This is a genomic window from Lentzea sp. NPDC003310 (assembly GCF_040610935.1).
In the GTDB taxonomy this organism is placed as follows: Bacteria; Actinomycetota; Actinomycetes; order Mycobacteriales; family Pseudonocardiaceae; genus Lentzea.
Genome location: NZ_JBEXNC010000021.1, coordinates 102,193 through 127,305, shown reverse-complemented (window position 1 = coordinate 127,305; position 25,113 = coordinate 102,193). Strand labels below are relative to the sequence as shown.

The following is a 25,113-nucleotide window of genomic DNA, read 5'->3' as shown; positions in this document are numbered from 1 at the left end:
TCAGGCCGCGATGATCTGGCGGGCCAAGGCCTGGTCGTACCGGTCCAGCACCAACTGAGCGACCTCGACGTCGTCCCCCAGGGGCCGCGCCACCACGGCGTCCCCGGCGAGCGAAGCGACCTTGTCCGGCAACAGGCCCGGCGCCAGGAACCACGACGCCACCGCGATCCTCCTGGCTCCCTTGGCCCGCAGCCTCTCGATCGCCTCGGGCACGGTCGGCGAGGCGATCGACGCGAACGCCGCCTCCACACCGGCCCAGCCCGACTCGCGAGCCCAGCGTCGAGCCACCTCGGCCACGGCCTCGTTCGCCGGCGCGTGCGACGACCCGGCACCGGCCAGCACCACGCCGAGCGACCGGTCGCCGAACGACACCCCGGCCTCGGACAGCCGCCGCAGCGCGGCGGACTCGAGCCGTGGATCCGGTCCCAGCACCGGCGTGACCGCCGCGGGCACGCGGGACTCGGCGACGGCGGCCGGCACGTCGACGCGGGCGTGATAAGCCTTGCCCAGCAACAGGGGCACGACCACGGACGGCTCGCGCAACACGTCGCCGAGCCGCGGCGCGCACAGGTCCAGGAAGCAGCCGCGCACGTCCAGTTCGGGGCGCAGCGACCGCACGACGTCCAGCAGCGAGTGGATCGACGCGGCCGAACGCGGGTCGCGGCTGCCGTGCGCCACGGCGATCAACGGGATCACAGCGCCCCCGTCAGGCCGCGGGCGCGCAGCACGGCGCGCTCCAGCGGGCGGAACAGCAGCAGTTCGATGCCGATGCCCACCAGCAGGATCAGGAAGATCGCCGCGATCACCATGTTGATGTCGTTCAGCGACGAACCGTTGTGCAGGTACTGGCCGAGGCCGGTGCCGAGCTGCGGGGAGGTCGCGATGATCTCCGCGGCCATCAGCGACCGCCACGAGAACGCCCACCCCTGCTTGAGACCCGCCAGGTAACCGGGCAGGGCGGCGGGCAGCAGGATGTGACGGGCCGAGGCGAGCCGGCCCGCGCCGAGGGCGCGGCCCACGCGGGGGAGCAGCGGCGGGATCTGGTCGATGCCCGCCACCAGGCCGTTCGCGATCGACGGGACGGACCCCATCAGCACCACGAAGTAGATCGTGGACGGGGTGACGCCGAACCACAGGATCGCGGCCGGGACCCACGCCACCGAGGGCAGCGACTGCAGGCCCGTCAGCAACGAGCCGATCGCGGCGCGCACCACCCGGACCTTGGCGATCAGCAGGCCCAGCGGGGTGGCGATCAGGACGGCCGCGAGGAAGCCGAGCACCGCGCGGTGCAGCGAGGTCCACAGGATGCCGAACGCCTCGCCCGTGGAGATCGAGCGGACGAGCTCGTTCCACACGTTGACCGGTGCGGGCAGCTGGAACTCGGGCAGCAGGGCCGAAGCCCACAACGCCTGCCACACGCCCAGCAGCAGCGCGAAGGCGATCAGCGGCGGCACGCCCGTCTTCAGGAAACGGCGCCAGAGCGGCGGCTTGTGCGCCTCCGCGGGCACATCGAGCGCGTCGAGGCCGGCGCCGACCTTGTCGAGCGTGTCAGGAGGCGTGGCCACTGATGACCTCTCGCAGATGGGTGTTGATCTCGTCGAGGACCTCGGCCGAGGAGTCCGTGACGTCCCACTCGCGCACGACGCGGCCGGGACGCGAGGACAGCAGCACGACGCGCTGGCCGAGGCGGACGGCCTCGCGCACGTCGTGCGTCACGAAGATGATCGCGGTGTTCGTGGTCTCCCACACGCGCAGCAGCTCGCTCTGCAGCACGTCGCGCGTGATGGCGTCGAGGGCCGCGAACGGCTCGTCCATCAGCAGCAGGGCGGGAGAACCGTCGGCGGACACGGTGGTGGACGCGAGCGCACGGGCCAGGGCAACGCGCTGGCGCATGCCGCCGGAGAGCTCGTGCGGACGCTTGTCCGCGACGTCGCCCAGCCGCACCAGTTCGAGCAGTTCGAGCGCGCGGCGCTTGCGCGCCAGGCGGCCGACACCGGCGAAGCGCAGTGCCAGCTCGACGTTGCGCGCCGCGGTGAGCCACGGCATCAGCGCGGGCTCCTGGAACATCACGGCCGGGCGCGAGGTGTTGATCTGCAGCTCGCCGGACGTCGCGCCGTCGAGGCCCGCGACGATGTTGAGCAGCGTGCTCTTGCCGCAGCCGGACGCGCCGAGAAGGCACACGAACTCGCCGGGCTTGACCTTGAGGTCGACCCCGTCGAGCGCCACCACGGCCGAGGCACCGTGGCCGAAGACCTTGCGGACGGCCGACAGTTCGACGGCGGTGTCCGCGGTGGACAGAAGAGCGGTTTCGAGCGTGGCGGTCATGGTGTGCCTTCCCCTCGCGTCAGAAGTGCTACTTCTTGTCCAGGCCCGCTGCTTGGACCTGCGGCTTGCCCTGCGCCTGCAGGACCTTGTTCAGCAGCGTGAAGTCGGCGTACCCGGCGACGTTCGCGGCCTCCTTGGCCACGCCCGCCGTCACGGCGTCCTTCGCGAGCTGCGGGAAGTGCTTGGCCTGCGCGTCGGTGGTCAGCTCGATGTTGTCCCACGCGGCGTCGAGGATCTTGTCGCCGAGCTTCTTGGACGTGAGCTTCTCCAGGTGCGCGTTGGCGGCCTTCTTCGCTTCGTCCTTGTTGGCCTTCGCCCAGTCGATGGCGGCGACGTGACCCTTCAGCACGGCCTCGACGGTCTCCGGGTGCTCCTGCAGGAACTTCGTGCGCACGATGACGACGGTGGTCGGGAACGCCCCGCCCTCCCACAGCGTCTTCTCGTCCAGCAGCACCTTGCCGCCGCCCTCGTTGACGATGCGCGCCGACCACGGCTGCGGCGCCCAGGCAGCGGCGATGTCGCCCTTCTTGAACAGGTCGAGCGACGCGGCGTTCTCCACGTTCTGCACGGTCACCTGGCCGGTGAGGTTCTTCTCCGCCAGGTACTTCTTCAGCGACACGTCCTGCGTGTTCGCGAGCTGCGGCGTGGCGACGACCTTGCCCTTGAGGTCCTCGATCGAGTTGATCTCGGGCTTCACCACGAGCTGCGCACCGCCCGAGGTGGCGCCCGCGATGAGCTTCACGGCCTCGCCCTTGGACTTCGAGTAGGCGTTGATCGCCGGCCCGGAGCCGATGTAGGCGATGTCGAGTGACTCGCCCAGCAGTGCGTTCACCTCGTCGGGGCCCGCGTTGAACGTCTGCGTCGTCAGCTTGGTGTTGCCCAGTTCCTTGGCGTACAGACCCTTTTCGACGCCGATCAGCGCGGCGGCGTGGGTGATGTTCGGGAAGTACCCGAGGCGGACCTCGGCCGCGGCGCCCTTGGACTCGGCGACCGGGGTGTCGGAGCTACCGGCGCGGCTGCAACCGGAAAGAGCTGTCAGGGCGACTAAAGCGACGGCGATGGCGGGCTTGAGGTTCACAGCGAAGAGGCCTTTCAGGGACCGGGGGAGACGAGGGCGTGGTTGTCAGGGGTAGCGGTGCTACCCCCGGTACAGCTCTCCACGCCGTTCTCGAGCAGCGGCAGCGGAGCCCCGACCAGTCCGGCGGCGAGCGTCGATCCGTCACTCACGTCGATCACCAGGAACGACCCGGTGCGCCGGCTGAAGCTGTAGTCGTCCAGCGGTACTGGCTCCGCGAGGCGCAGAGCCACTCGGCCGATCTCGTTGAGCTCCAACGAGCCGGGGCTGTCCACACTGGACAGCTTCTGCTCGTCGAAGCGGTCGCGCAGGTCGGTGACCATCGCCTGCACGGTGCGCGTGCCGTGCTTGACGAGGACTCGGGCGCCGGGTCGCAGCGGCTTCTCCGCGAGCCAGCAGAGGGTGGCGTCCAGCTCGTCGGTGACGGTGGGCTCGTTGCCCGCCACCGAGATCAGGTCGCCGCGGGAGATGTCGATGTCGTCGGCCAGCAGCAGCGTGACGGACTGACCGGCCGCCGCCTCCGCCAGTTCGCCGTCCGCCGTGTCGATCTTCGTGACCGTCGAGCGACGGCCGGAGGGCAGCACGACGACCTCGTCGCCCGGCTTGACCGTGCCGGCCGCGACCAGGCCGGCGTAGCCCCGGTAGTCGAGGTGCTCGGCCGTGCGCGGGCGGATCACGTACTGCACCGGGAACCGGAACGGCGCGTCGTGCGGGTCGGGCTCGACCGGCACGGTCTCCAGGTGCTCCAGCAGCGTGAGGCCGTCGTACCAGGGCGTGTTCGCCGACTTCTCCACGACGTTGTCGCCCGCCAGCGCCGACACCGGGATCTCGACGACCGAGTCCTCGGTGTAGCCCAGGGCCGTGGCGTGCGCCGTGAACTCCTTGGCGATGCGGGAGAACGTCACCTCGTCGTAGTTCACGAGGTCGATCTTGTTGACCGCCAGCACCAGCCGCGGCACGCCGAGCAGCGCGAGCACTGCCGCGTGCCGCCGGGTCTGCTCGATGACGCCCTTGCGCGCGTCGACCAGCAGGACCGCGAGCTGCGCCGTGGACGCGCCCGTCACGGTGTTGCGGGTGTACTGGACGTGGCCGGGGGTGTCCGCGAGCACGAACGACCGCTTGGGCGTCGCGAAGTACCGGTACGCCACGTCGATCGTGATGCCCTGCTCGCGTTCCGACCGCAGGCCGTCGACCAGCAGCGACAGGTCCGGCGTCGCGAGACCGCGGTCGGCGCTCGCGCGGTGCACGGCGTCGAGCGTGTCCGCGAGCACGGACTTGGTGTCGTAGAGCAACCTGCCGACGAGCGTGGACTTCCCATCGTCCACGCTGCCCGCGGTAGCCAGCCTCAACAGGTCGCTCATTTAGAAGTAGCCCTCCCGCTTGCGGTCTTCCATGGCGGCCTCGGACAACCGGTCGTCGGCACGAGTGGCGCCGCGCTCGGTCAGTCGGGACGCGGAGACCTCGGCGATCACCGCGTGGATGTCGGCGGCGTCGGACTCGACGGCGCCCGTGCAGGAGCCGTCGCCGACCGTGCGGTAGCGAACCGTCTTGCGCAGCAACGTCTCGCCCTCGCGCGCGGTGCCCCACGGGCCCTCGGCGAGCCACATGCCGTCGCGCAGGAACACGTCGCGCTGGTGCGAGTAGTAGATGTCCGGGAGCTCGATGCCCTCGCGCTCGATGTAGTTCCAGACGTCGAGCTCGGTCCAGTTGGACAGCGGGAACACGCGGACGTGCTCACCGGCGCGGTGCCGGCCGTTGTAGAGGTTCCACAGCTCCGGGCGCTGGCGCTTCGGGTCCCACTGGCCGAACGCCGTGCGCAGGCTGAAGATCCGCTCCTTGGCGCGGGCGCGTTCCTCGTCCCGGCGGCCGCCGCCGAACACGGCGTCGAACTTGTGCTGAGTGATGGAGTCCAGCAGCGGCACCGTCTGCAACGGGTTGCGCGTGCCGTCCGGACGTTCCTCCAGGCGGCCGTCGTCGATCCAGTCCTGGACCTTCGCGACCTCGAGACGCAGCCCGTGCTGGGCGACGACGCGGTCGCGGAACTCGATGACCTCGTCGAAGTTGTGCCCGGTGTCGACGTGCAGCAGCGGGAACGGCACCGGCGCCGGGTAGAACGCCTTGATCGCGAGGTGCAGCAGCAGGGTGGAGTCCTTGCCGCCGGAGAAGAGGATCACCGGCCGGTCGAACTCGCCCGCGACCTCGCGGAAGATGTGGATCGCCTCCGATTCGAGGCGTCCCAGGGTGTCCAGCGTCGCAGTGGTCATCCGTGCAACCCGCATTCCGTCTTCGACTGACCGGCCCAGCGACCGCTGCGCGCGTCCTGGCCCGGCAGTGGCTTCGCGGTGCACGGCAGGCAGCCGATGGAGGGATAACCCTCCTGCACCAACAGGTTCTCGAGGATGCCCTTCTCGCGGATGTAGGCGTTGAACTCGTCGTCGCTCCACGGCGCGATCGGGTTGATCTTCACCAGGCCGTTGCGCTCGTCCCACTGCACGATCGGCGTGTTCGCGCGGGTGGGCGCGTCCACGCGACGCACACCGGTGACCCACGCGTCGTACTTCGCGAGCTCGCGGCGCAGCGGCACGACCTTGCGCAGGTTGCAGCACGTGGCCGGGTCCGACTGGTACAGCAGGCCGAACTCGCGTTCCTGGTCCTCCACCGACTGCTCGGCGGCGGCGTTCACGATCCGCACCTCGGGGTAGACGACCCCGACGGCGTCGCGCACGCCGATCGTCTCCGGGAAGTGGTAGCCCGTCTCCAGGAACAGCACGTCGAAGTCCGGCTTCACCTTGGCGGCGAGGTCGATCAGCACGGCGTCCTGCATGTTGGAGGCGACGATGTAGCTGTCGCCGAACGTCCGCGCGACCCACTCCAGCGCCTCTTCGGCGTTCGCGTCCTCCAGCTCCAGCTCAGCGGCTTCGGCGACGATCTTGAGGTCTTCCTTGAGATCGCTCACTTCTTCACCTCCTGCGGCAGGTTGAGCCCGACGAACGAGACCTTGAAGACGCGGCGGCACCCGGTGCACAGCCACGCGTAGCTGGGTTCCTCCTGCGGCCGGAGGTCCTCGTCACCGCAGTAGGGGCAGTAGAACGGCGTCGCGCGTTCGGTCATCGCAGCGAGCCCTCCTCGGCGCGGGCGACCCACTGGGCGAACCGCTCGTCGGTCTCGCGCTGCGCCACGAAGTTCCGCACGACCCGTTCGACGTACTCGGGCAGCTCGGCCGCGGTCACCTTGTGGCCGCGCAGCTTCCGGCCGAACCCGGCGTCGAGGCCGAGGCCACCGCCGAGGTGCACCTGGAAGCCCTCGACCTGGTTTCCGCTCTCGTCCGTGACGATCTGGCCCTTGAGGCCGATGTCCGCGGTCTGGATGCGGGCGCAGGAGTTGGGGCAGCCGTTGATGTGCACGGTGATCGGCGCCGTGACGCCGTCGACGATGTCCTTGAGGTTCGCTTCGAGCTGCGTGACGAGGTCGAGGGCGCGGGCCTTGGTCTCGACGATCGCGAGCTTGCAGAACTCGATGCCGGTGCAGGCCATGATCCCGCGGCGCCACGGCGACGGGTCGACCTGCAGGCCGAGCTTCGCGAGGTCGCTCTTGAGCGTCGGCACCTCGGCGTCCGGCACGTCCAGCACGATGATCTTCTGCTGCGGCGTGAAGCGGACGCGGTTCGAGCCGGCCCGTTCGGCGAACTTCGCGACCTCGACCAGGATCGAGCCCGACACGCGGCCCGCGACCGGTGCCGCGCCGACGTAGTTCAGGCCGTCCTTCTGCTTGTGCACGCCGATGTGGTCGAGCGGCTGGTCCAGCTGCTCCGGCGCGGGGCCGTCGATCATCTTGCGACCCAGGTACTCGTCCTCGACGACCTGGCGGAACTTCTCCGCACCCCAGTCGGCGACGAGGAACTTGATGCGCGCGCGGTGGCGCAGGCGGCGGTAGCCGTAGTCGCGGAAGACGGAGATGACCGCCTCCCACACGTCCGGCACCTCGTCGAGCGGCACCCACGCGCCCAGCCGCTTGCCCAGCATGGGGTTCGTGGACAGGCCGCCGCCGACCCAGAGGTCGAAGCCCGGCCCGTGCTCGGGGTGGTTGACGCCGACGAACGCGATGTCGTGGATCTCGTGCGCGACGTCCTGCAGGCCGGAGATGGCGGTCTTGAACTTGCGCGGCAGGTTCGAGAAGCGCGGGTCGCCGATGTAGCGCTCGAGGATGGTGTCGATGGCCGGCTGGCCGTTGATGATCTCGTCGGAGGAGATGCCCGCGACCGGCGAACCGAGGATGACGCGCGGGCTGTCGCCGCACGCCTCCATCGTCGTGAGGTTCACGGCTTCGAGCTTCTGCCAGATCGTCGGGACGTCCTCGACGCGGATCCAGTGGTACTGGATGTTCTGGCGGTCGGTGATGTCGGCGGTGTCGCGCGCGTAGGTCTGCGAGATCTCGCCGAGGACGGTCAGCTGCTCCGTGGTGAGCGCGCCGCCGTCGCTGCGCACGCGCATCATGAAGAACTCGTCGTCCAGCTCTTCGGGCTCGAGCGTGGCCGTGCGGCCGCCGTCGATGCCGGGCTTGCGCTGCGTGTAGAGCCCGTACCACCGGAAACGGCCGCGCAGGTCGGCCGGGTCGATGGAGTCGAAACCGCCGTGGGCGTAGATGTTCTCGATGCGGGCGCGGACGTTGAGCGGGTTGTCGTCCTTCTTGCTCCGCTCGTTGGGGTTCAGCGGCTCTCGGTATCCGAGTGCCCACTGCCCCTCGCCGCGACGCTGCTTGGCGCGCGGTGACGTCTGCGGCGTGGCCATCGCCATCCTCCGGGGTTTCGAGGCGCTCGGTGCGCGTGAAGAAGCCCGGAGGTGCTCGTGGTGGGGGCGTCGTCAGCGCGCCGGGCGCTGACGGGAACAAATCAGCGCGCGGTCATGCCGAACGACGGCACATCGCGCTGGAGACACGACGGAAGTCGACGTGGCGGCGGGCCACGAGGCGGACTCCAGTCGAATGCATGTCCCCAGTGTGCATGCCGTCCAGAGCGTGGTCCACCGCCAACCGAATGCTGGGATTGACGAGGAGAAGTTGACATCCTAGGCTGGTTTCACTCCGTAGTATTTCTGTCACCGACAGATACTTCCCCTGGTCGAACACCGCCATTCGGGCCGCGTAGGGGACACTGGGAGTCATGCCCTCCGCTCTGCCCGAAGGCGAGCCCGCGCCCGCCGACGGTTCGCTTCCCGCGTCCGCTCTCGCCGGTGTCGGCACCCGCCCCTTCGGCGTCTACGTGCACGTGCCGTTCTGCGCGACCCGCTGCGGCTACTGCGACTTCAACACCTACACGCCCGGTGAGCTGGGCACCTCCGCGTCCCCGGAGTCGTGGCTCGAGGGCCTGCGCCGCGAACTGGACCTCGCCGCCTCCGTGCTGGGGACCGCGCCGATGGCCGAAACCGTGTTCGTCGGCGGCGGAACGCCTTCTCTGCTGGGCGCTTCCGGGCTCGCCGACGTGCTCGACGCCGTACGTCAGTCGTTCGGCCTGGCCCCCGGCGCCGAGGTGACGACCGAGTCGAACCCCGAGTCGACGTCCGTTCCCTTCTTCGAGGGCATCCGGTCCGCCGGCTACACCCGCGTGTCGCTGGGCATGCAGTCCGCCGCCCGGCACGTGCTCGCCGTGCTGGACCGCAAGCACACGCCCGGCCGTCCGGGGGAAGCGGCGCTGGAGGCGCGCAAGGCCGGGTTCGACCACGTGAACCTGGACCTGATCTACGGCACGCCGGGGGAGCGGCCGGAGGACCTGGCGGCGTCTTTGGACGCGGTGCTGGCCGCGGGCGTCGACCACGTGTCCGCCTACGCGTTGATCGTCGAGGACGGCACCGGTCTCGCCCGCCGCATCCGCCGCGGCGACCTGCCGATGCCCGACGACGACGTGCTCGCCTCGTCCTACGAGATGGTCGACTCGGTCCTCTCCGGCGCCGGCTTCTCCTGGTACGAGGTGTCGAACTGGGCGACCTCCGTGGAGGCCCGGTGCCGGCACAACGTCCTGTACTGGCAGGGCGCCGACTGGTGGGGCTTCGGTCCCGGCGCGCACAGCCACGTCGGCGGGGTGCGCTTCTGGAACGTGAAGCACCCGGCCCGCTACTCGTCGTTGCTGGCCGAGGGCCAGTCGCCCGCCGCCGGTCGCGAGGTGTTGTCGGCCGAGGACCAGCGCGTCGAGCGGGTGTTGCTGGAGATCCGCCTCGCCTCGGGCCTGCCGATGGACGTGCTGGACTCCGCTGGTCGCGAGGAGGCCGAGCAGGCGATCGCCGACGGACTGCTGGAGCCGTCGGACGACCGCTGCGTGCTCACCGACCGCGGCCGCCTGCTGGCCGACGCCGTGGTCCGGCGACTGCTCCCCTGATCACCGGGCGCGCAGGTCGTGCTGACTGCGCACCTCGGTGACGCTCTCGCCGTCCTTGAGGTAGGTCGCGGTGCCCCACCACAACCCGTCGCGCCGCCGCGACTCTTCCCAGACGACGGTGCCTTCCCACCACGCGTCGTCGCTGTGGACCAGACAGATCTTGCCGGACGGGGGCGGTGTCTTGCCGTGTCGTTCGAGCCACGCGGGTGTGCAGCAGAAGTCGCACGGTTGAAGTTGGCCAGGATCGATGTCAGCCCATCGAACCGGCACGATTTCGTGCGTGTCCCGACCGACCAGTCGAAGACTGTTCTGTCCCTTCAGGAGCCACTCGCATCGGGGGTCGTTGTGATACGCCCGGCCACCTTTCGTGCGCCATCCCTGCTTCAAGATTCCATGTGGCGGGGGTCTGCACAGGTCACACTGTCCAGCTGGCAAGAGATGCTTGCACTCAAGTTCGGCCACCACGTTCTCCCCGTCTCGGTCCTGTGGTTTGGACCCTAGTGACCGCCCCTGACAAAACGGATCGATCAGCCTCGTCACTTCAGGGATTGCCGATCCGCGGTCAGGGTGCGGCCAGTCACTCTGCATGCCATGAGGGGGCTGGTCGTTCGGAACTTTCTCCGATTCACCTCCCTGGATCAGATGTCTGAAGCTACTCTCACTCTCTGTGTGTTTAAAGCGACGCAGTGAAACCGTTTGTATCTGCATGGACACGATGTGGTGACCTGGGTAACAGCGCAGGGCCACTTGCGCGACGTGTCCCATGACAGCAGGTGATACCTATCGGCAGGTACCTGGCCGTCAGCCGTAGTTGGAGCAAAGGACCGGGCATCGCGGGGATGGCCGGCTGGGGGTGAGCGGTAAGTGAACTTCGTCGAGTCGTCAGTGCTGCAGGTCGTCGTGGAGCAGACCGAGCGAGTGCTGGAGACTTATCGCATTGATCCTGGGCTGATCAGGGAACATGCGAACGGGGAACGGCGCATCGCCCAGGGCGGCTATGGCGACCGGCAGATCTACGAGCTCGTTCAGAACGGTGCGGATGAACTGCGGAACGACTCGGGTGGAGAGATCGCAGTCATCCTGTCTCCCGCTTACCTCTACTGCGCCAATCAGGGAGACCCGATCACACCCGACGGCGTCGACACGATCCTTCGGATGAGCGCTTCGCGGAAGCGGGGCGGCCAGATCGGCAGGTTCGGCGTCGGCGTCAAGTCTGTGCTCAGCGTCTCGGACTCTCCTGAGTTCTACAGTTCCACAGGGAGCTTCGGCTTCGACAGGGAGTGGGCGACTGCGCGAATTCTCGGCGTCGAACCCAACGCGCAGGAGATCCCGGTCCTGCGGATGGCCCGGCCGATCGACCGTGACCAGGCTGCCGCGAAGGACCCTATCCTCGCCGAACTCCTGAAGTGGGCGACCACTGTGGTGCGGTTGCCGCTTCACCCGGCAAAGGTGGCTCAGCTCGCGGACGACCTCGTCAAGTTCCCGGCTGAGTTCTGCCTCTTCTCTCCGCACGTTGGCACCGTGACGTTGGAGGACAGAAGAGCCGAGAAGGTGCTCAAGAGGCAGCTCTTCCAGCGAGTGGAGGGGGAAACTCGCGACCTCCAGGAGGAGAGCAGTTCAGGAACCAGTTCCACGGCCTACTGGCGTGTCTTCACGCGGATTCACCGTCCTGGTGGCGCTGCCCTGAAAACTGCAGGCGAGCTGCACGATCGGCCAGAGATCGACATCTCCTGGGCGGTTCCTGACAGGACGGGCAGGGAGGGGCGGCTCGGCGAATTCTGGGCGTACTTCCCGACCAAGTACAAGACGACTTTGAGGGGCATCATCAACGCTCCTTGGAAGACTAGCGAAGATCGCCAGAACCTGTATGCCGCCAATGCTTTCAACGATGAACTCATTCGTGCTGCGGCCGATCTCGTGGTCGACTCGCTGCCCGCTCTCGCACGAGAAGGTGACGCCGGCGGCTATCTGGACGTGCTGCCTGCTCGTGGTCGCGAGGAGCCGCAATGGGCATCCGACGACCTGGTCGAATCGATCTGGCGTGCGACCGTAGTTAAGCCGTCCGTGCCCGACCAGCACGCCGTCTTCCGCAAGCCCAACGAGATCAGACTGCACCCCAGCGACCTCAACCCGCAGTGGCTGGAGTGGTGGCGTGGCTACACCGGTCGACCGGTCGACTGGGTCGATCACTCGGTCGAGAAGGGCAAGCAGCGTCGAGCGAGTGTCGACCGCATCTACACCGCCGCCCGGATCCCTCCTGCCTCGGTTCGCGAATGGTTGGAGGCGTTGGTCGAGGACCGGACGCCCGCTTCCTCCCTGGTCGCCGTCAAGATCGCTGCAGACGTGGTCGGCACCAGGCATCCGCTCGCCGACCAGGTGCAGAAGGCGCAGATCGTTCTGACCGAGTCCGGTGCGTTGGTGGCGCCGGTGAGCGGTCAGGTGTTCTGCCGGGTATTCGCGGACGACCTTCCGGACAACCTGGTCTACGTCGATCCGCGCGTTGTGGACGAGTTCGGCGCGCGGGCGGCGTTGCTGACCCTCGGTGTTCATGATGCGCACGCCGCCGGTCGCTTCGCCGCCATCGTCGAGCAGGGATTCCACGACTACGACGGTGGTCGGTGGACCGCCTTCTGGGAGCTCGCGCGTCAGACCGGTCCCGCCATCGCTCTCGACACCCTTCGGGAACGCCTCACCGAACTTCCCAAGCTCCTCAAGGTCAGAACGGTGGAGGGGAACTTCCGCCAGGCCGATCGTTGCCTGCTGCCGGGCGCAGTCGTTCCTGGAGATGGATCGCGGGACGGTGCGATCGCGGTGGATCTCGAGTTCCACGCCGGTGATCGCCAGATGCTCCGAGAGCTCGGGCTCTCGGACACCCCTCGGAGTTCGGTGGATCCGACTTCCGAGAAGTGGTACCCCGACTACGTCGAGGAACTCTGGAACCACGTTCTGACCAAGCTCGACGCGGCCGCTCCCAGGCCGACATTGAAGGCCGTGCGGGCGAGCGGGATCCCCACCGCCGGTCCGCTCGAGCTGCTGACCGAGCTGTCCGACGAAGGGCGGGCGGCGTTCGTTCGCCACTTGCCGCGAGGTGGGCTGGTCCCGGACTGGAAGCTGCAGATCGGGGCGACCCAGACCAACCGACGAACCGTGATCTCACCTCTGGTGTGGATGGTCCGCAAGCACGGACTCGTGCAGACGACGAAGGGGCTGCGTCCGCTGAAGAGGGCGGTCTCGCCTTCGTTGAAGCACTACGCGGACTTCTTGCCGGTGGCCGAGCTTCCCGATGACGTCGCGGATGTCTTCAGGCTTCCCGAGGACCTCGCCAAAGTGCCGAACTCGATTTGGGAGGACCTTCTCGCCGAGGTCGAGGTGAGCGAGGATGACGAGTTTCCAGGACGCGTCTACGCACTGCTGTTCGGGCAGGGTATCGAGGTAGAGCTCGGCAACACTCGTTGCAGGGTGGGCGACGAGTGGTCGTCGACAGTGCCCGACAACCAGATCGCCGTCACCTCGGTGCGGTCGGAGTACGACGAACTGGTCCGCGAGCGGATTCCCGCGGTTTTGGTGCCCGACGAGGCCACCGTGGCGAAGATGATCGAGCTGTGGGAGATGTGCACGCCCGCCGATGTCATCGACCGGCAGCTGCGATATGTCGAACAGGGCGAATCTCGCCTGATGATCGAGGAGTTCCCGCCTCTGCGTCAGCTCAAAGGCCGGGTGGATGGTTGGTCTGTCGTCCGCTGCAGTGAGCTGGAGGAAGTTGTCCAGACACCGAACGGAGCGCGGAACGAGGTGCGGCAGACCGCGATCGAGGACAAGAAGATCCTCGTACTCGCGCCGTGCGACGACCTGAGAGTCCTGATGGTCGCGGATCGACAGCTTCGGCTCGGTCTGGGTGAGGAGGGGTGCCGCTCTGTGTTGGAGCGGCGGAAGAAGCAGCAGGAGAACGAGAAGCTCACGCAGGTGAGGCAGGCCACGTCGACCAACGAGAAGATCGCTCGACTGGTCGGTGCCGAGCAGCTCAAGCGCAAGCTCCCCACGGGGCTCATCGAGAGTGAGAAGGCGGAGACGGGGAGGGAGCCCGACGAACTGCGAATCGCGCAGCTCGCCATCAACGCGCACGGTGACTCGGTGCTTCGGCATCACGTGAAGGACATCGAGGCCCGATTCCCGGACGTGGTTACGTCGTTCCGCGGAGACAACGCGTCCCGGCGGCTCGTCAGCGACCTGGACCTGCCTGAGTCTTATGCAGGTACCAGGAACGCCGCGAGCAGAGATGCGCAGGAGATCGTCGAAGGGCCCAGTGAGTTCCCCGGTCTGCACGAGTACCAGGAACAGATCGCGGGAAAGATGTTCGACCTGCTGACCGGGCCGGTGCCGAAGCGAGCGATGCTTTGTCTGCCGACTGGTGCGGGAAAGACCCGCGTCGCGGCAGAGGCGGTGATCCGGTTTATTAAGGCGCGCGGGCTCGAGGGACGCCCCGTGCTCTGGATCGCGCAGACCGACGAGCTCTGCGAACAGGCGGTCGAGAGCTGGAAGTTCGTCTGGTCGAAGGTCGGGCCCACTCAGCGGCTGACCATCAGCAGGTTCTGGGGTGGCAACGACGCATCAGCCGTGCGTGACAACCCGCACCTGGTTGTGGCTGGGGAAGCCCAGCTGCACCTGCGACTCGACGACGAGAAGTACAACTGGTTGAGGGACCCGGTGCTTGTCATCGTCGACGAGGCCCATGGTTCGGTCACCCGCAGGTACACGCGTATCTTCGCCCTGTTGGGCATCTCCTACCGAACGTTGGAACGCCCGCTCATCGGACTGACAGCGACGCCTTTCCGAGGTTTCAATCGAGCGGAAACCGACCGGCTGGTCGAGAGGTACGGAGCGAACCGGCTGGACCGAGGCGTCTTCGAGTCCGACCCGTACACGTCCCTGCAGAAGCTGGGGATGTTGGCGGAGGTGGAGCACCGCGAACTGACCGGTGCCACGATCCATCTCACCGATGACGAACTGGCTCTCGCCGCACAGCCGTTCCAGCAGAACCTGCCTTCCGCGACTGAACAACGACTCGGTGAGGACGTCGATCGCAACCAGATGCTGGTGTCCGAGATAGCGAGTCTGGACAAGAGCTGGCCCGTGCTGCTGTTCGCCACCTCCGTGAACCACGCGAAGCTCATGGCCGCCATGCTCAACAGCCGCGGGATCAGCGCTCGCGCCATCGACTCCGCCACTCCTCCCGCGGAACGCAGGAAGATCATCCACGACTACCGCCAGAAGAAGATTCAGGTGATCACCAACTATGGCGTGCTCGCCCAGGGCTTTGACGCACCTGCGACCAGGGTTGTAGTGGTCGCACGACCGACCTACAGTCCGAACGTCTACACGCAGATGATTGGTCGGGGTCTTCGCGGCCCGAAGAACGGTGGCGAGGAAACCTGTCTGATCCTCGACGTCAAGGACAACATCACCAACTACGAAAAGGCGATCACCTTTACCGGCTTCGATCACCTGTGGGACGCGCAGTGAGTGTTCATGTGGACTCGTTGACGCAAGAACAGCAGGCGGTCGTCGACCAGCCTCTGGACGCGTGCGTCCTCGTCACCGCAGGGCCCGGGGCTGGCAAGACGCACACGCTGGTCAAGCGATTGGACGCATTGGTCTCCAGAGGTTTGGCGTCGGGTGAGATCCTCGTGCTCAGCTTCTCGCGCGCTGCCGTCCGTGAACTTCGTAGTCGTCTCGCCCGATACGGCGAAGCCGCACGGCACGTGCGCGCGCAGACCTTCGATTCCTGGGCACTCGAGTTGTTGACGGAGGTCGACGCGGACCGAGACTGGCGGTCTTTCTCGTTCGAATCGCGAATCGAGAAAGCGTCGGAGGCGATCGAGTCCGGTCGAGCGGACGTCCTTCTCGACGATCTTCTGCACGTGGTGGTGGACGAGGTTCAAGACCTGGTGGGCGCACGTCGACGGATGGTCGAGGCGTTGCTCGAGAGGTTCGCCGTGGGCTTCACCGTCGTCGGCGATCCAGCCCAGTCGATCTACGGGTTTCAGATCGAGGACCCCGAGGAACGGGACTTCGAGACCAACAGGTTCTTCTTCAGGCTGCGGGAAATCTTCGGCGACCGACTGGTCGAATTGTCTCTGGAGAAGAACTTTCGAGTGCGCAATGAGGCCGCGGCGCCCGCCTCGGACTTCTCGGGCGAGCTGCGGCGTGCGCAGGCCGCACCCGGAGTGTTCGGCCGCCTGCGTGGGAGACTCCGGGGGATGGACGAGTTCGGGCGGCTCGACGACGAGTTCGCGAAGGCTGCCCTCGACCACGACGACGTGACCACCGCGATCCTGTGCCGCAGCAATGGTCAGGCCATGCTCGCGTCCGAGGACCTGCACAGGGCAGGGGTTCGGCATCGACTGCAGCGTTCGGCGCAGGACAAGGTTGTGCCGTCCTGGGTTGGCGACATGTACCGCGCCAACGAGAGCACGTTCGTCACCAGACAGATGTTCCAGGAGATCATGGAACGCCGGCCGTCAGACCCCGGTGATGACGTAGACCTGTTGTGGGGTTGGTTGATCAGATCGACGTCGAAAGGCCGGAACACCTCTGTTGTCGATCTGCGCGTTCTCCGCGCGATCGTGGAATCCGGACGGCTGCCTGATGAACTGGTGGACAAGCAGGAGTCGTCGGTCGTCGTGTCGTCCTACCACCGTGCGAAAGGGCTCGAATTCGACCGGGTCATGGTCGCGGATCCCGGCGGTGACAATCGTGACGCAGATTCGGCGGAGGAGGCTCGAGCGCTCTACGTGGCGATGACGCGCGCACGCGACGAGGTCACCTGGATCGAGACGCCTGGCGACTATCGGGTGCGTGTGAACAAGGCCATCGACCGCTGGGCACGGTACGCGTGGAACGGGCGGACCACGCTGGGAATCGAGCTCCGCGGCGGTGACGTCTCCACGGACCTTCCTCCGGGAGGTGAGGACTTCGATTCCCATTGCCTGCCGCTGCAACGGCACCTGGCGACGGAGATCGACTGCGGAGACGAGGTCGTGCTCGAAAGGCTGTACGACGTTTCGCTGGTGAGCGGACAGAGCCCGCCCTACCTGGTGATGCATCGGGACCGACCGATCGCGACGGTGTCCCGCAGATTCCGTCGGGTTCTCTCCACCTTGCAGAGATCCACAGGTCGCCGCGGGGATCCTTGGTGGCCCTTGCGCATCACCGGAGTGAGGATCGACGCGGTGGAGACGACCGTGGGAAGCGAGGCGGCGGGCGTGGAGGCCGGCCTTGGACCTCATGGGGTCTGGTTGGTGCCACGCCTCTCCGGTCTCGGCAAGTTCTACTACGGCAAGCACAACGAAGGGCCGGCATGACCGCGATGTACGCCGACCATTACGAGTTTCGCGCGGAACTGCTGAGCAGGCTTCGAAGTGATCTGCTCGGTCCTGCCGGTCCCGATGACGAACTGCTCGTGGACGCACCGATCACGACGTACGTGATGGGCATCCTGTTCCCACCGAGCGAGGAGAAGCAGAACTTGGTGGCGGATGACGACAGCACGCCCGTCGACGTGAAGGACAAAACGGAAGACGCGCTCGACACCGGCGTGGCGATGGCGAACGTCCAGATGCCCACCTCGATGGGCATGACGTTCGCTGTCGTTGACGATCCGTCGAGCCTTGTCAGCATCTCGGTGGACGCGGCAGTCTACGAACCGGTCGATCTGGACGGCAACAGGATCGAGCCGAAGCGCGCCGATCGTCGGAGCACCGAGGATGATGGTGTGCGGTGGCGCCGTCGCCGACTGCCTACGAGCCGAATCGAGTTCGCCGCCGACGGCGAGGCACCCGAGCGGATCACCCTTGCCGAAGGCCTCGAACTGAGGCTTCGTGTGCGCCCGCCGATGGACGGCAAGGTGTCGATCACCGCCACGCTCGTGAACGTGACGAAGTTCGACCCGTCGAAGCTGCGTGATCCCCACTGCTTCTTCCAGCCGGTGATCAAGGTCAACGGTGCACTGATAGAGCGCCCAGGCCCCGGAGGTGGTGACGAAAGGGAGGTCGTGAGCAACCGCCTCCTGTACCGATATGCCCCGACGTTCGCAGTCGGGCACGGGTGTTCCGTCGAGTGGGATTGGACGCCGCCCTCACCAAGCGACCTGTTCGAGAACGTGGGGCGTGCCGAGGTACCCGAGGTGCGTACGACCTTTGTACCGTGGCACGAGGTGCTGCTGACCGATTCCAACCCCGACATCCCCAGCGATTCGCTGGGAATGATGCACCTGGCAACCGCCGAGGACGCCGAGGTGATTCGCGCCCTGACCGCGCTGGAGAAGGGCTACCGCGCCTGGATCGATGTGCAGCGCAAGGACAGCGAGAGGCTGGTCGAACGGGATTTCCGCGGACGAGCGGAGGAACACCTCGACCGGTGTGACGAGGCCGCGGAGCGGATCTCGAACGGCGTGAACCTGCTGCGCAAGCGGAAGGACGCGTTGCGCGCCTTCAAGCTGGCCAACGAGGCGATGGCACAGCAGCGCGGCCGATCATCGTGGATCAAGAAGGGGCGCAAGGGAAAGGTGGTGTTGGACGGAGAATGGCGGCCGTTCCAGATCGCGTTCCTGCTCCAGTGCCTCGACGGGATCTACGATCCGGAACATCAGGACCGGAAGACCGTGGACCTCTTGTGGTTCCCGACCGGTGGCGGCAAGACCGAGGCATATCTCGGACTCATCGCCTTCACCGTGTTCCTGCGCAGGATTCGCAACGGCCACAACGGTGGCGGAGTGACCGCGATCATGCGCTACACGCTTCGCCTTTTGACGTTGCAGCAGTTCGAACGTGCGGCGGCACTTATCTGTGCGATGGAGGTTCTGCGGCGCAAGCCGAATCGTGAGATTCCCGGCGAAGAGATCTCCCTCGGCATGTGGGTCGGCCAGGCAGCGACTCCCAACGACCTCGCCTCGGCGGAGGCCCAGTTGGGCAAGTTGCGCAAGGGTGACAAGGTCCAGGCCGAGAACCCGGTCCAGCTGCGCGGCTGTCCGTGGTGCGGTGTGGCCATGGATGCTTGGAACTACACGGTCGACCAAGAACAACGGACGATGACCGTCGCGTGCCGCTCGGATGAGTGTCCCTTCCACAGCGGACTGCCTGTCCACGTCATCGACGAGACCTTGTACGAGGCGCGGCCGACTCTGATCATTGCGACGTCGGACAAGTTCGCCCGCATGCCGTGGCGTGCGGACGTCGCCCGATTGTTCAACTGCGACACCGAGTTTCCTCCGGTCGAGCTGATTGTGCAGGACGAGCTGCATCTCATCTCTGGACCGCTGGGAAGTCTGGCCGGCCTGTACGAGACCGTTGTCGACGAAGTTGCCCAACGGCCGAAGGTCATCGCTTCGACGGCGACCATCCGTCGTGCGGCCGAGCAGGGACGTGCTCTCTTCGACCGAGAGGTGGCGCAGTTCCCGCCGCCCGGGCTGGACGCTCGTGACTCGTGGTTCGCCGTCCAGGCATCGCGTGACAAGAAGGCCAGCCGCCTGTACGTCGGAGTGATCACACCGAACACCAGCCAGGCATCGCTGTTGGTGAGGACGTACGCGGCGTTGTTGCACCACGCTGCGAATATCGACGGCAGCGATGCGGTGCGGGACGCCTACTGGACTCTTGTCGGGTACTTCAACAGCTTGCGCCTGCTGGCAGCGGCCGATCTGCAGGTCCGAGACGACGTGCGCGAGCGGTTGAAGCTGTTGGCGAAAGACGTTGAAAACGATGCACGAGAAGCAGAGCTGGTCTGCGAGCTCACCAGTCGGATCGAGTCCAGCGACATCCCGAAGTATCTGGAGGACCTCCTGCTGTCGCTGCCGGACAAGGCCACGTTGGACGTGGTCCTGGCGACCAACATGATCTCGGTCGGCGTCGACGTCGACCGGCTCGGACTCATGGCGATCATGGGGCAGCCGCAGACCACCGCGGAGTACATCCAGTCGAGCAGTCGTGTCGGCCGGTCTTACCCAGGACTGGTCGTCACGATGTTCAACGCGGCGAGGTCCCGTGACCGCTCGCACTACGAGAACTTCCAGTCGTATCACTCCGCTTTGTACCGACAGGTCGAGTCCTCGAGCGTGACACCGTTCTCGTCCAGGGCCCGGGATCGCGCCCTGCACGCCGTGCTGGTCGCGCTCGTCCGTCTGATGATCCCGGACCTGCGAGAGAACGAAGCCGCAGCTCGCGTGGACGAGTTCCTGCCACAGATCGAGGAGTTGAAGTCCCTCGTCCTGTCCCGAGTGAGTCGAGTCGCACCCGAGGAGCGGCAGGGAACGAGCGATCAGCTCGACGACATCTTGGAGTGGTGGTGCAGGCTCGCGGAGCAGAATCCTGAGCTGGTTTATGAGGCTAGGCGGCCGGACGGCTATCGCCGCAAGCGAGAGCCGGATGCCGCCCTGTTGCGCAATTTCACCGATGACGACCTCACCGACGCCTTCGACACGCTGTGGAGTCTGCGCGATGTCGACGCCACGTCCAATCTGTATCTGGAGCGATGACGATGCCGTTGCGCAAGCCTGGACAGAACCGCTCCGCGAACGCCTCGGGGCGAATGGCTCCGTTGAGCAGCAAGCCGATCGGAGGTGTGAGGAGCGGTCAGATCGTCACGACCTTCGGGGTCGGGTCGTTGGTGGCAGTCGGCGACCAGTCGTTCGTGGTCAGCGGTATCGACTCCTGGCGCGTCGACGGGGATGCCCCGCTGCTCGAACCCAGGCTTCAACGAAGGCTCGGCGTACGGGAGTTCTACGTGCCTCCGGCAAACGACCTCACAGCAGGTGACGGGGTGCGCGTCCGGAGGTTCCCGGAGATGTACTCGTGTCCGGACTGCACGGATCTGAAGACGTACAAGCACTTTGGCGCAAAGCCATCGGACAATCGATGTTCCGTGTGCCAGAAGGCACTCGTGCCCTCCAGGTTCGTGATGGCCTGTGAGAAAGGCCACCTCGACGACTTCCCATACTGGCAATGGGTTCACAAGAAGAACAGTCCGTCGCAGGACAGGCACACGCTGAAGATGCACAACGACGGCCGCACCGCGTCGCTCGGATCGGTCGTGATCGAGTGCAGCTGCGGGCTCAGCGCGTCTATGGAGGGCGCTTTCGGCAAGCGAGCGCTGGCGTCTCTGAAACTGAAGTGCACCGGCCGTCGCCCGTGGTTGGGTGCGGGGACCGAAGAACCGAACTGCGACGCCATTCCGCGAACTCTGCAACGCGGTGCGTCCGCAGCCTGGTTCGCCGTCAACCGTTCGGCTTTGTCGATCCCGCCGTGGTCGGAGAACCTGACCAAGCACGTCGTGAGGCACCGTCGAACGTTGCAGGGCGCATTCGGCAAGGCAAATGCACTGGAGGTCGTTGATGACAGCGGGATCTTGGAGGGAACACCATTCTCCGCCCGCGACGCACTCGATGCCTACCGTCAATGGCAGGAAATGTCTGAGGGAGTCGACGCGGACACCGAGTCGGCAGTGGCGTTGGAGGCGCTCAACGGGTTCCGCCTGGAGGAGTACGAGCCCCTGTGCTTTGGTACGGGTGATGCTGACCAAGGCGAGGACTTCGAATGTGTTCGCCCCGCAGATCATGAAACGGTGTCGCCGCCTGCCGGGGTAGAGCGAAGCATGCTCGTCAAGCGGCTGCGCGAGGTCCGGGCACTTTACTCCTTCACCAGGGTCGAGGCTCCCGATGTGTTGCCCGATCGAAGGCGGTACGCGGCTCTGGCGAAGCAGCGGCTCGACTGGCTGCCGGCGATCGAGGTGAGTGGCGAAGGTGTTTTCCTCACCCTCGATCAGGGATTGTTGGCGAACTGGGAAGCGCAGGTCGAGCCTTCCGAGCGCGCGGAGACGATCCGCGATCGACACACGAAGCTTCTGCGGAAACTGGCCGCCCGTCGGGGAGACATCCAGTCGCCTGACGAACTGCGGTCACCGATTTCGGCGCGATACGTTCTGCTGCACACCTTCGCGCACGTGCTGATCAACGAGTGGAGCCTGGATTCCGGCTATTCGGCGGCCTCGCTCCGTGAACGGCTGTACGTCTCCGATGGCAAGACCGGAGTCTTGATCTACACGGCAACAAGCGATTCGGCGGGAAGTCTCGGCGGCGTGGTCGCGCAGGGGGAGCACCGGAAGTTGGCCGACTCCGTCGCGTCCGCGCTCGGCAGGATCGAGTGGTGTTCCCAGGACCCGCCGTGCATGGAGTCCGAGGCGACGGGAGTGGACAGCCTCAATCTCGCGGCCTGCTACGCGTGCGTGATGGTGCCGGAGAGCAGCTGCGAGACCAACAACACCTTCCTGGACAGAGCTTTGCTCATCGGGACGCAGGACAACCCCACGACCGGGTTCTTCAGATTCTGCCAAATGTGAGCGGCTTGTGCCGATCGTGTCAAGCCTTCCCCGGTAGCCGTTTCCCGCCAACGGCTCCGGGGCCAGGACTGAGACCCGTTCTATGGCGTGCCGACAAGACTCTCCAGGGCGGTGACACTTTTCGTCCAAGCGGACAGTTCGCTGTATGACGGAACGATCGCCGCGCGCCTGCTGTGGAGGTAGGCGCTGGTCAGTCCGTAGATTCGCTGGACCTGTCGGACGAGGGCCGCTGCCTCGTCGCGGTCCTCGGCCCGCACGTGGGTGACCAGCGCCCACAACCGAACATCGACCCGGCCGAAAGTCGACACGAACGTTGTCGAGGGCAGCGATTGTGCAAGTAGTTCGATTCTGATGCGCAGCAGCAGAAGTGCTGAGCGGGCTCGAAGGACCGGAGGAGAGCCGGAGCTCGCCATCTCATCCTCCCCGATCGCTGGTGTCCAGGTCATGAGTCTGCCGTGTGCAACAAGTTCGAACAGAAGCGTTCGGTTTGCGCGATGCGATCTGTGAGGTGTGCGTGTGCCGTGTCGAGGCTCGACCAGTCTCCGTGACTCGCGGCGTTCAGCTCCGTGAGGTATTCGCGATCGGAGAGCAGGGTGGCGATCAGAGCGCGAGCCGGATGGTCCTCGGGTACCAGACGCCTGGTGGTCTCCAGAGCCTTCCTGGTCAGCTTGGCCTTCTCCAGCTTCTCGACGGCAGCGGCGAGATCCGGCGACCCGCGGTTGATTTCGAGCGCGAACTCTCGGAGCACCGCATCCACCGCTTGTCTACAGAACGCGAGAATCAACATCGCTGCCGTTGTGGGTGACAGCGTCCCATGCGCTCCGGTGTTCCTGTCAGTGTTGTCCTGCAACAGCTTCCAGGCATCGGAGATCAAAGCCTCCCAAGGATGTGTCGCATCGATCTGGGTGATGTTGCCGTGCTCATCTCTGCCGAACTTGACGACGCAGATCCTGCTGACGTGTCTGCGCAACACCTCGACGAGCTGTTCGTCGTGCGTGAGCAGGACGAACTGTTTGCCTGCGGCCGCCTGGAGGGCGACCAGCTCCGCGAAAACGTCAGTGCGGAACTCGTCCAGCGCATGCACCGGGTCGTCCAGGACCTGGAACCGAAAGGGCCCCGAGGTGTCGGTGCCCAACAGTAGTGCGAGCACCAAGGCGTTGTACTGACCTGCGGACAACACGCCGAGTCCGCCCTCGCGGCCGTCCAACATCAGGCGAAGGGTGGCCGACTCGTTGAAGCCCCGATGGTTCGACTTGTCGATCTCCACGGCCAAGCCGCCGAAGTCGATGTCAGCCAGCAATGTGCGCAAGCGTCCGTCCATCTCGGCCTCGACGGTCGTCCTCCGAGCTTCGTGCGTTCGATCGAAGGCCTCCGCGAGGCGATCCAGGGCGCGACGGAACTCTTCGACGCGCACAGCGGACCGCCCGTATCTCGCCTGGGCGGCGACGAGAGCGCTGCAACGACGCCGTCGAACTGCGTGCCAGAGGTTTACCGTGTTGGTCTCGGACGCCAACACCGACACCACCGCGGCCAGGTCGCGTTCGAAGTCGGGGTCGTTCGCTATGACTTCGAGGGCTGCCCACGCTGAGTCCTGGTCGGAGCTCGGACGCCCTCCCGCGAGAGGCTCCACCAACGTGCGAAGTCGTGCCGCGGGTAGGGAGATCTCGGCGACGAGTTCACCGGAGCGCAACAGGGGCAGAACGCGATTGACGAGCACCTGGGAGAGATCAGTGAGGTCGGCCAAGGCCAGGTTGAACTCCTCACGAACCACCCGCAGCTCCTGAAGGGTGCGATCGGCACGGCTGCGCCAGTCGTCGCCGGATTTTCCGCACACCGGGCAACGGTCCGCGTGCCTGTCGCCGGCGCGGTCGACCAGTTCGGTCAGGGCCGCCAATCCGTCGCCCGCCCACAGCATCCGGTCTCCGCGGTCGCGGGCCGCTCTGTAGCGCTCGATGCTGTCCCGCGCGAAGCTTCTCGCCACGGTGACGTCGTGCTCTAGCAGGTAGTCGGCGTTCGAGGTCGGCAGATCGGTGCGGACATTCGCGAACGTGGTGGTGAACCAGTTCGAAACGTCGACGAACGGCGTGTCCGGGACGGCCAACGGTGTGAGCCTTCGAACTTCCGGATGCTTTTCCGCCATGTCCTCGTCGAGTTCGGTCAACGCCGTCACCACGTCATGTCGGGCTTGTTCCCAGCACCTCAGTGCATCGATCGAGTCCTCATGTCCTTCGGTCAGCAGGGTCCGCAGCTTCCACCACCCGTCACCGAGACTCAACGTGTTGTGCACGAACTCCGTCAGACCGCCGACTCGGAGGTTGTGCGCCATGTAGTCGTAGCTCACGATCGGATGGTGTGCGGCGACTGTTTCAGCCCATCGCTCACCTGGCAGTTCAGTGATGCCATGGGGGTCGCCGACCTGTTGCCAGACCACTTCGGACTGTTCGACGCCTTCGGTCGATCGCCAGGTCGCGGTCAGTCGGTCGTCATGATCGTTGTCCAGCACGACCGACACCACGGATCGACGTGAGTCGGCATGCACGGCTGACGGCATTCGATTGTCGTTCGGTGAAAAGGCCGATGCGCGTGCGGTGCTGCCACGCAGGGCGACATCGAGTGCGTCGGAGATGGTTGACTTTCCGACGCCGTTGGATGCGTGCACCACAACGACGTCAACGGACCGAGGCACTTCCAACACCAGCGGGGTGGGCTGCGCGCCTGCCAGGCCCGAGTTGTTCGCGGCGCCGCGGAACCCGCTGACGGACACGGAACGCAGCCGCCACGGACCCGCTGCGAGTGCATCGGTCAGCTCGTCCCTTGAGGTGTCCAGGGCAAGTCTGCTCTGCTCGAGTGCGTCGTGAATCAAGGCGTCGGGTTCGTCCTGGGGACCGTTCGGCAGCAGAATCGCGCGAAGGTCGGCGACGGTCATCGACTGGCGGGCTGCGTTACGCCGGACGGGCGG

17 protein-coding genes are annotated in these 25,113 nt (G+C 66.2%); 5 read left to right on the top strand and 12 right to left on the bottom strand.

What is annotated here, in order from left to right:
• The 9 genes from ABZX02_RS36365 to ABZX02_RS36325 are packed head-to-tail and all read right to left on the bottom strand — an operon-like array spanning window position 1 to window position 8,187.
• Window positions 1-696, bottom strand: a complete 696-nt coding sequence (locus ABZX02_RS36365; RefSeq protein WP_355305319.1) for a sirohydrochlorin chelatase — start codon at window positions 694-696, stop codon at window positions 1-3.
• Window positions 693-1,565 (bottom strand): ABC transporter permease, encoded by an 873-nt coding sequence (locus ABZX02_RS36360; protein ID WP_355305317.1) that lies wholly within the window; start codon window positions 1,563-1,565, stop codon window positions 693-695. Before ABZX02_RS36360 ends, ABZX02_RS36365 begins: the two co-directional genes overlap by 4 nt.
• Window positions 1,549-2,325, bottom strand: coding sequence for an ABC transporter ATP-binding protein (locus ABZX02_RS36355; protein WP_355305315.1), 777 nt, complete (start codon window positions 2,323-2,325; stop codon window positions 1,549-1,551). The genes ABZX02_RS36360 and ABZX02_RS36355 overlap by 17 nt, the downstream gene beginning before the upstream one ends.
• A 28-nt stretch (window positions 2,326-2,353) precedes the next feature.
• Window positions 2,354-3,403, bottom strand: coding sequence for an ABC transporter substrate-binding protein (locus tag ABZX02_RS36350; protein WP_355305313.1), 1,050 nt, complete (start codon window positions 3,401-3,403; stop codon window positions 2,354-2,356).
• Between the two features lie 14 nt (window positions 3,404-3,417).
• On the bottom strand, window positions 3,418-4,761 hold the full coding sequence (locus tag ABZX02_RS36345; protein WP_355305311.1) for a GTP-binding protein: 1,344 nt from the start codon (window positions 4,759-4,761) through the stop codon (window positions 3,418-3,420).
• On the bottom strand, window positions 4,762-5,664 hold the full coding sequence (gene cysD, locus ABZX02_RS36340) for a sulfate adenylyltransferase subunit CysD (RefSeq protein ID WP_355305309.1): 903 nt from the start codon (window positions 5,662-5,664) through the stop codon (window positions 4,762-4,764).
• Complete coding sequence (locus ABZX02_RS36335; RefSeq protein WP_355305307.1) at window positions 5,661-6,356, bottom strand: phosphoadenylyl-sulfate reductase; 696 nt, start codon at window positions 6,354-6,356, stop codon at window positions 5,661-5,663. Before ABZX02_RS36335 ends, cysD begins: the two co-directional genes overlap by 4 nt.
• Window positions 6,353-6,511, bottom strand: coding sequence for an Insertion element protein (locus ABZX02_RS36330; protein WP_090006108.1), 159 nt, complete (start codon window positions 6,509-6,511; stop codon window positions 6,353-6,355). Before ABZX02_RS36330 ends, ABZX02_RS36335 begins: the two co-directional genes overlap by 4 nt.
• Window positions 6,508-8,187, bottom strand: coding sequence for a nitrite/sulfite reductase (locus ABZX02_RS36325; protein ID WP_355305304.1), 1,680 nt, complete (start codon window positions 8,185-8,187; stop codon window positions 6,508-6,510). The genes ABZX02_RS36330 and ABZX02_RS36325 overlap by 4 nt, the downstream gene beginning before the upstream one ends.
• A 371-nt stretch (window positions 8,188-8,558) precedes the next feature.
• Here ABZX02_RS36325 and hemW point away from each other — a divergent pair, with 371 nt between their 5' ends.
• Entirely contained in the window at window positions 8,559-9,767 is a 1,209-nt protein-coding gene (gene hemW, locus ABZX02_RS36320; RefSeq protein ID WP_355305302.1) for a radical SAM family heme chaperone HemW, read from the top strand.
• Here hemW and ABZX02_RS36315 read toward each other — a convergent pair whose 3' ends face one another.
• On the bottom strand, window positions 9,768-10,037 hold the full coding sequence (locus tag ABZX02_RS36315) for a hypothetical protein (RefSeq protein WP_355305300.1): 270 nt from the start codon (window positions 10,035-10,037) through the stop codon (window positions 9,768-9,770).
• Between the two features lie 594 nt (window positions 10,038-10,631).
• On the opposite strand from ABZX02_RS36315, the gene ABZX02_RS36310 reads away from it, so the two are divergent.
• From ABZX02_RS36310 to ABZX02_RS36295, 4 genes are read left to right on the top strand one after another with little or no spacing between them, the layout of a single operon-like run.
• Window positions 10,632-15,287: a DEAD/DEAH box helicase gene (locus tag ABZX02_RS36310; protein ID WP_355305298.1), complete on the top strand. Its 4,656-nt coding sequence runs from the start codon at window positions 10,632-10,634 to the stop codon at window positions 15,285-15,287.
• A 17-nt stretch (window positions 15,288-15,304) separates the two neighbouring features.
• Window positions 15,305-17,128, top strand: a complete 1,824-nt coding sequence (locus tag ABZX02_RS36305) for a UvrD-helicase domain-containing protein (protein ID WP_355305296.1) — start codon at window positions 15,305-15,307, stop codon at window positions 17,126-17,128.
• Complete coding sequence (locus ABZX02_RS36300; RefSeq protein ID WP_355305294.1) at window positions 17,125-20,295, top strand: helicase-related protein; 3,171 nt, start codon at window positions 17,125-17,127, stop codon at window positions 20,293-20,295. The genes ABZX02_RS36305 and ABZX02_RS36300 overlap by 4 nt, the downstream gene beginning before the upstream one ends.
• Window positions 20,292-22,154: a DUF1998 domain-containing protein gene (locus tag ABZX02_RS36295; protein WP_355305292.1), complete on the top strand. Its 1,863-nt coding sequence runs from the start codon at window positions 20,292-20,294 to the stop codon at window positions 22,152-22,154. The genes ABZX02_RS36300 and ABZX02_RS36295 overlap by 4 nt, the downstream gene beginning before the upstream one ends.
• 80 nt (window positions 22,155-22,234) lie before the next feature.
• On the opposite strand, the gene ABZX02_RS36290 is transcribed toward ABZX02_RS36295, so the two are convergent.
• A complete protein-coding gene (locus ABZX02_RS36290; RefSeq protein ID WP_355305290.1) occupies window positions 22,235-22,600 on the bottom strand; it encodes a hypothetical protein in 366 nt (121 codons plus the stop codon).
• Window positions 22,597-25,080, bottom strand: a complete 2,484-nt coding sequence (locus tag ABZX02_RS36285) for a hypothetical protein (RefSeq protein WP_355305288.1) — start codon at window positions 25,078-25,080, stop codon at window positions 22,597-22,599. The genes ABZX02_RS36290 and ABZX02_RS36285 overlap by 4 nt, the downstream gene beginning before the upstream one ends.
• Window positions 25,081-25,113 lie beyond the last annotated feature (33 nt).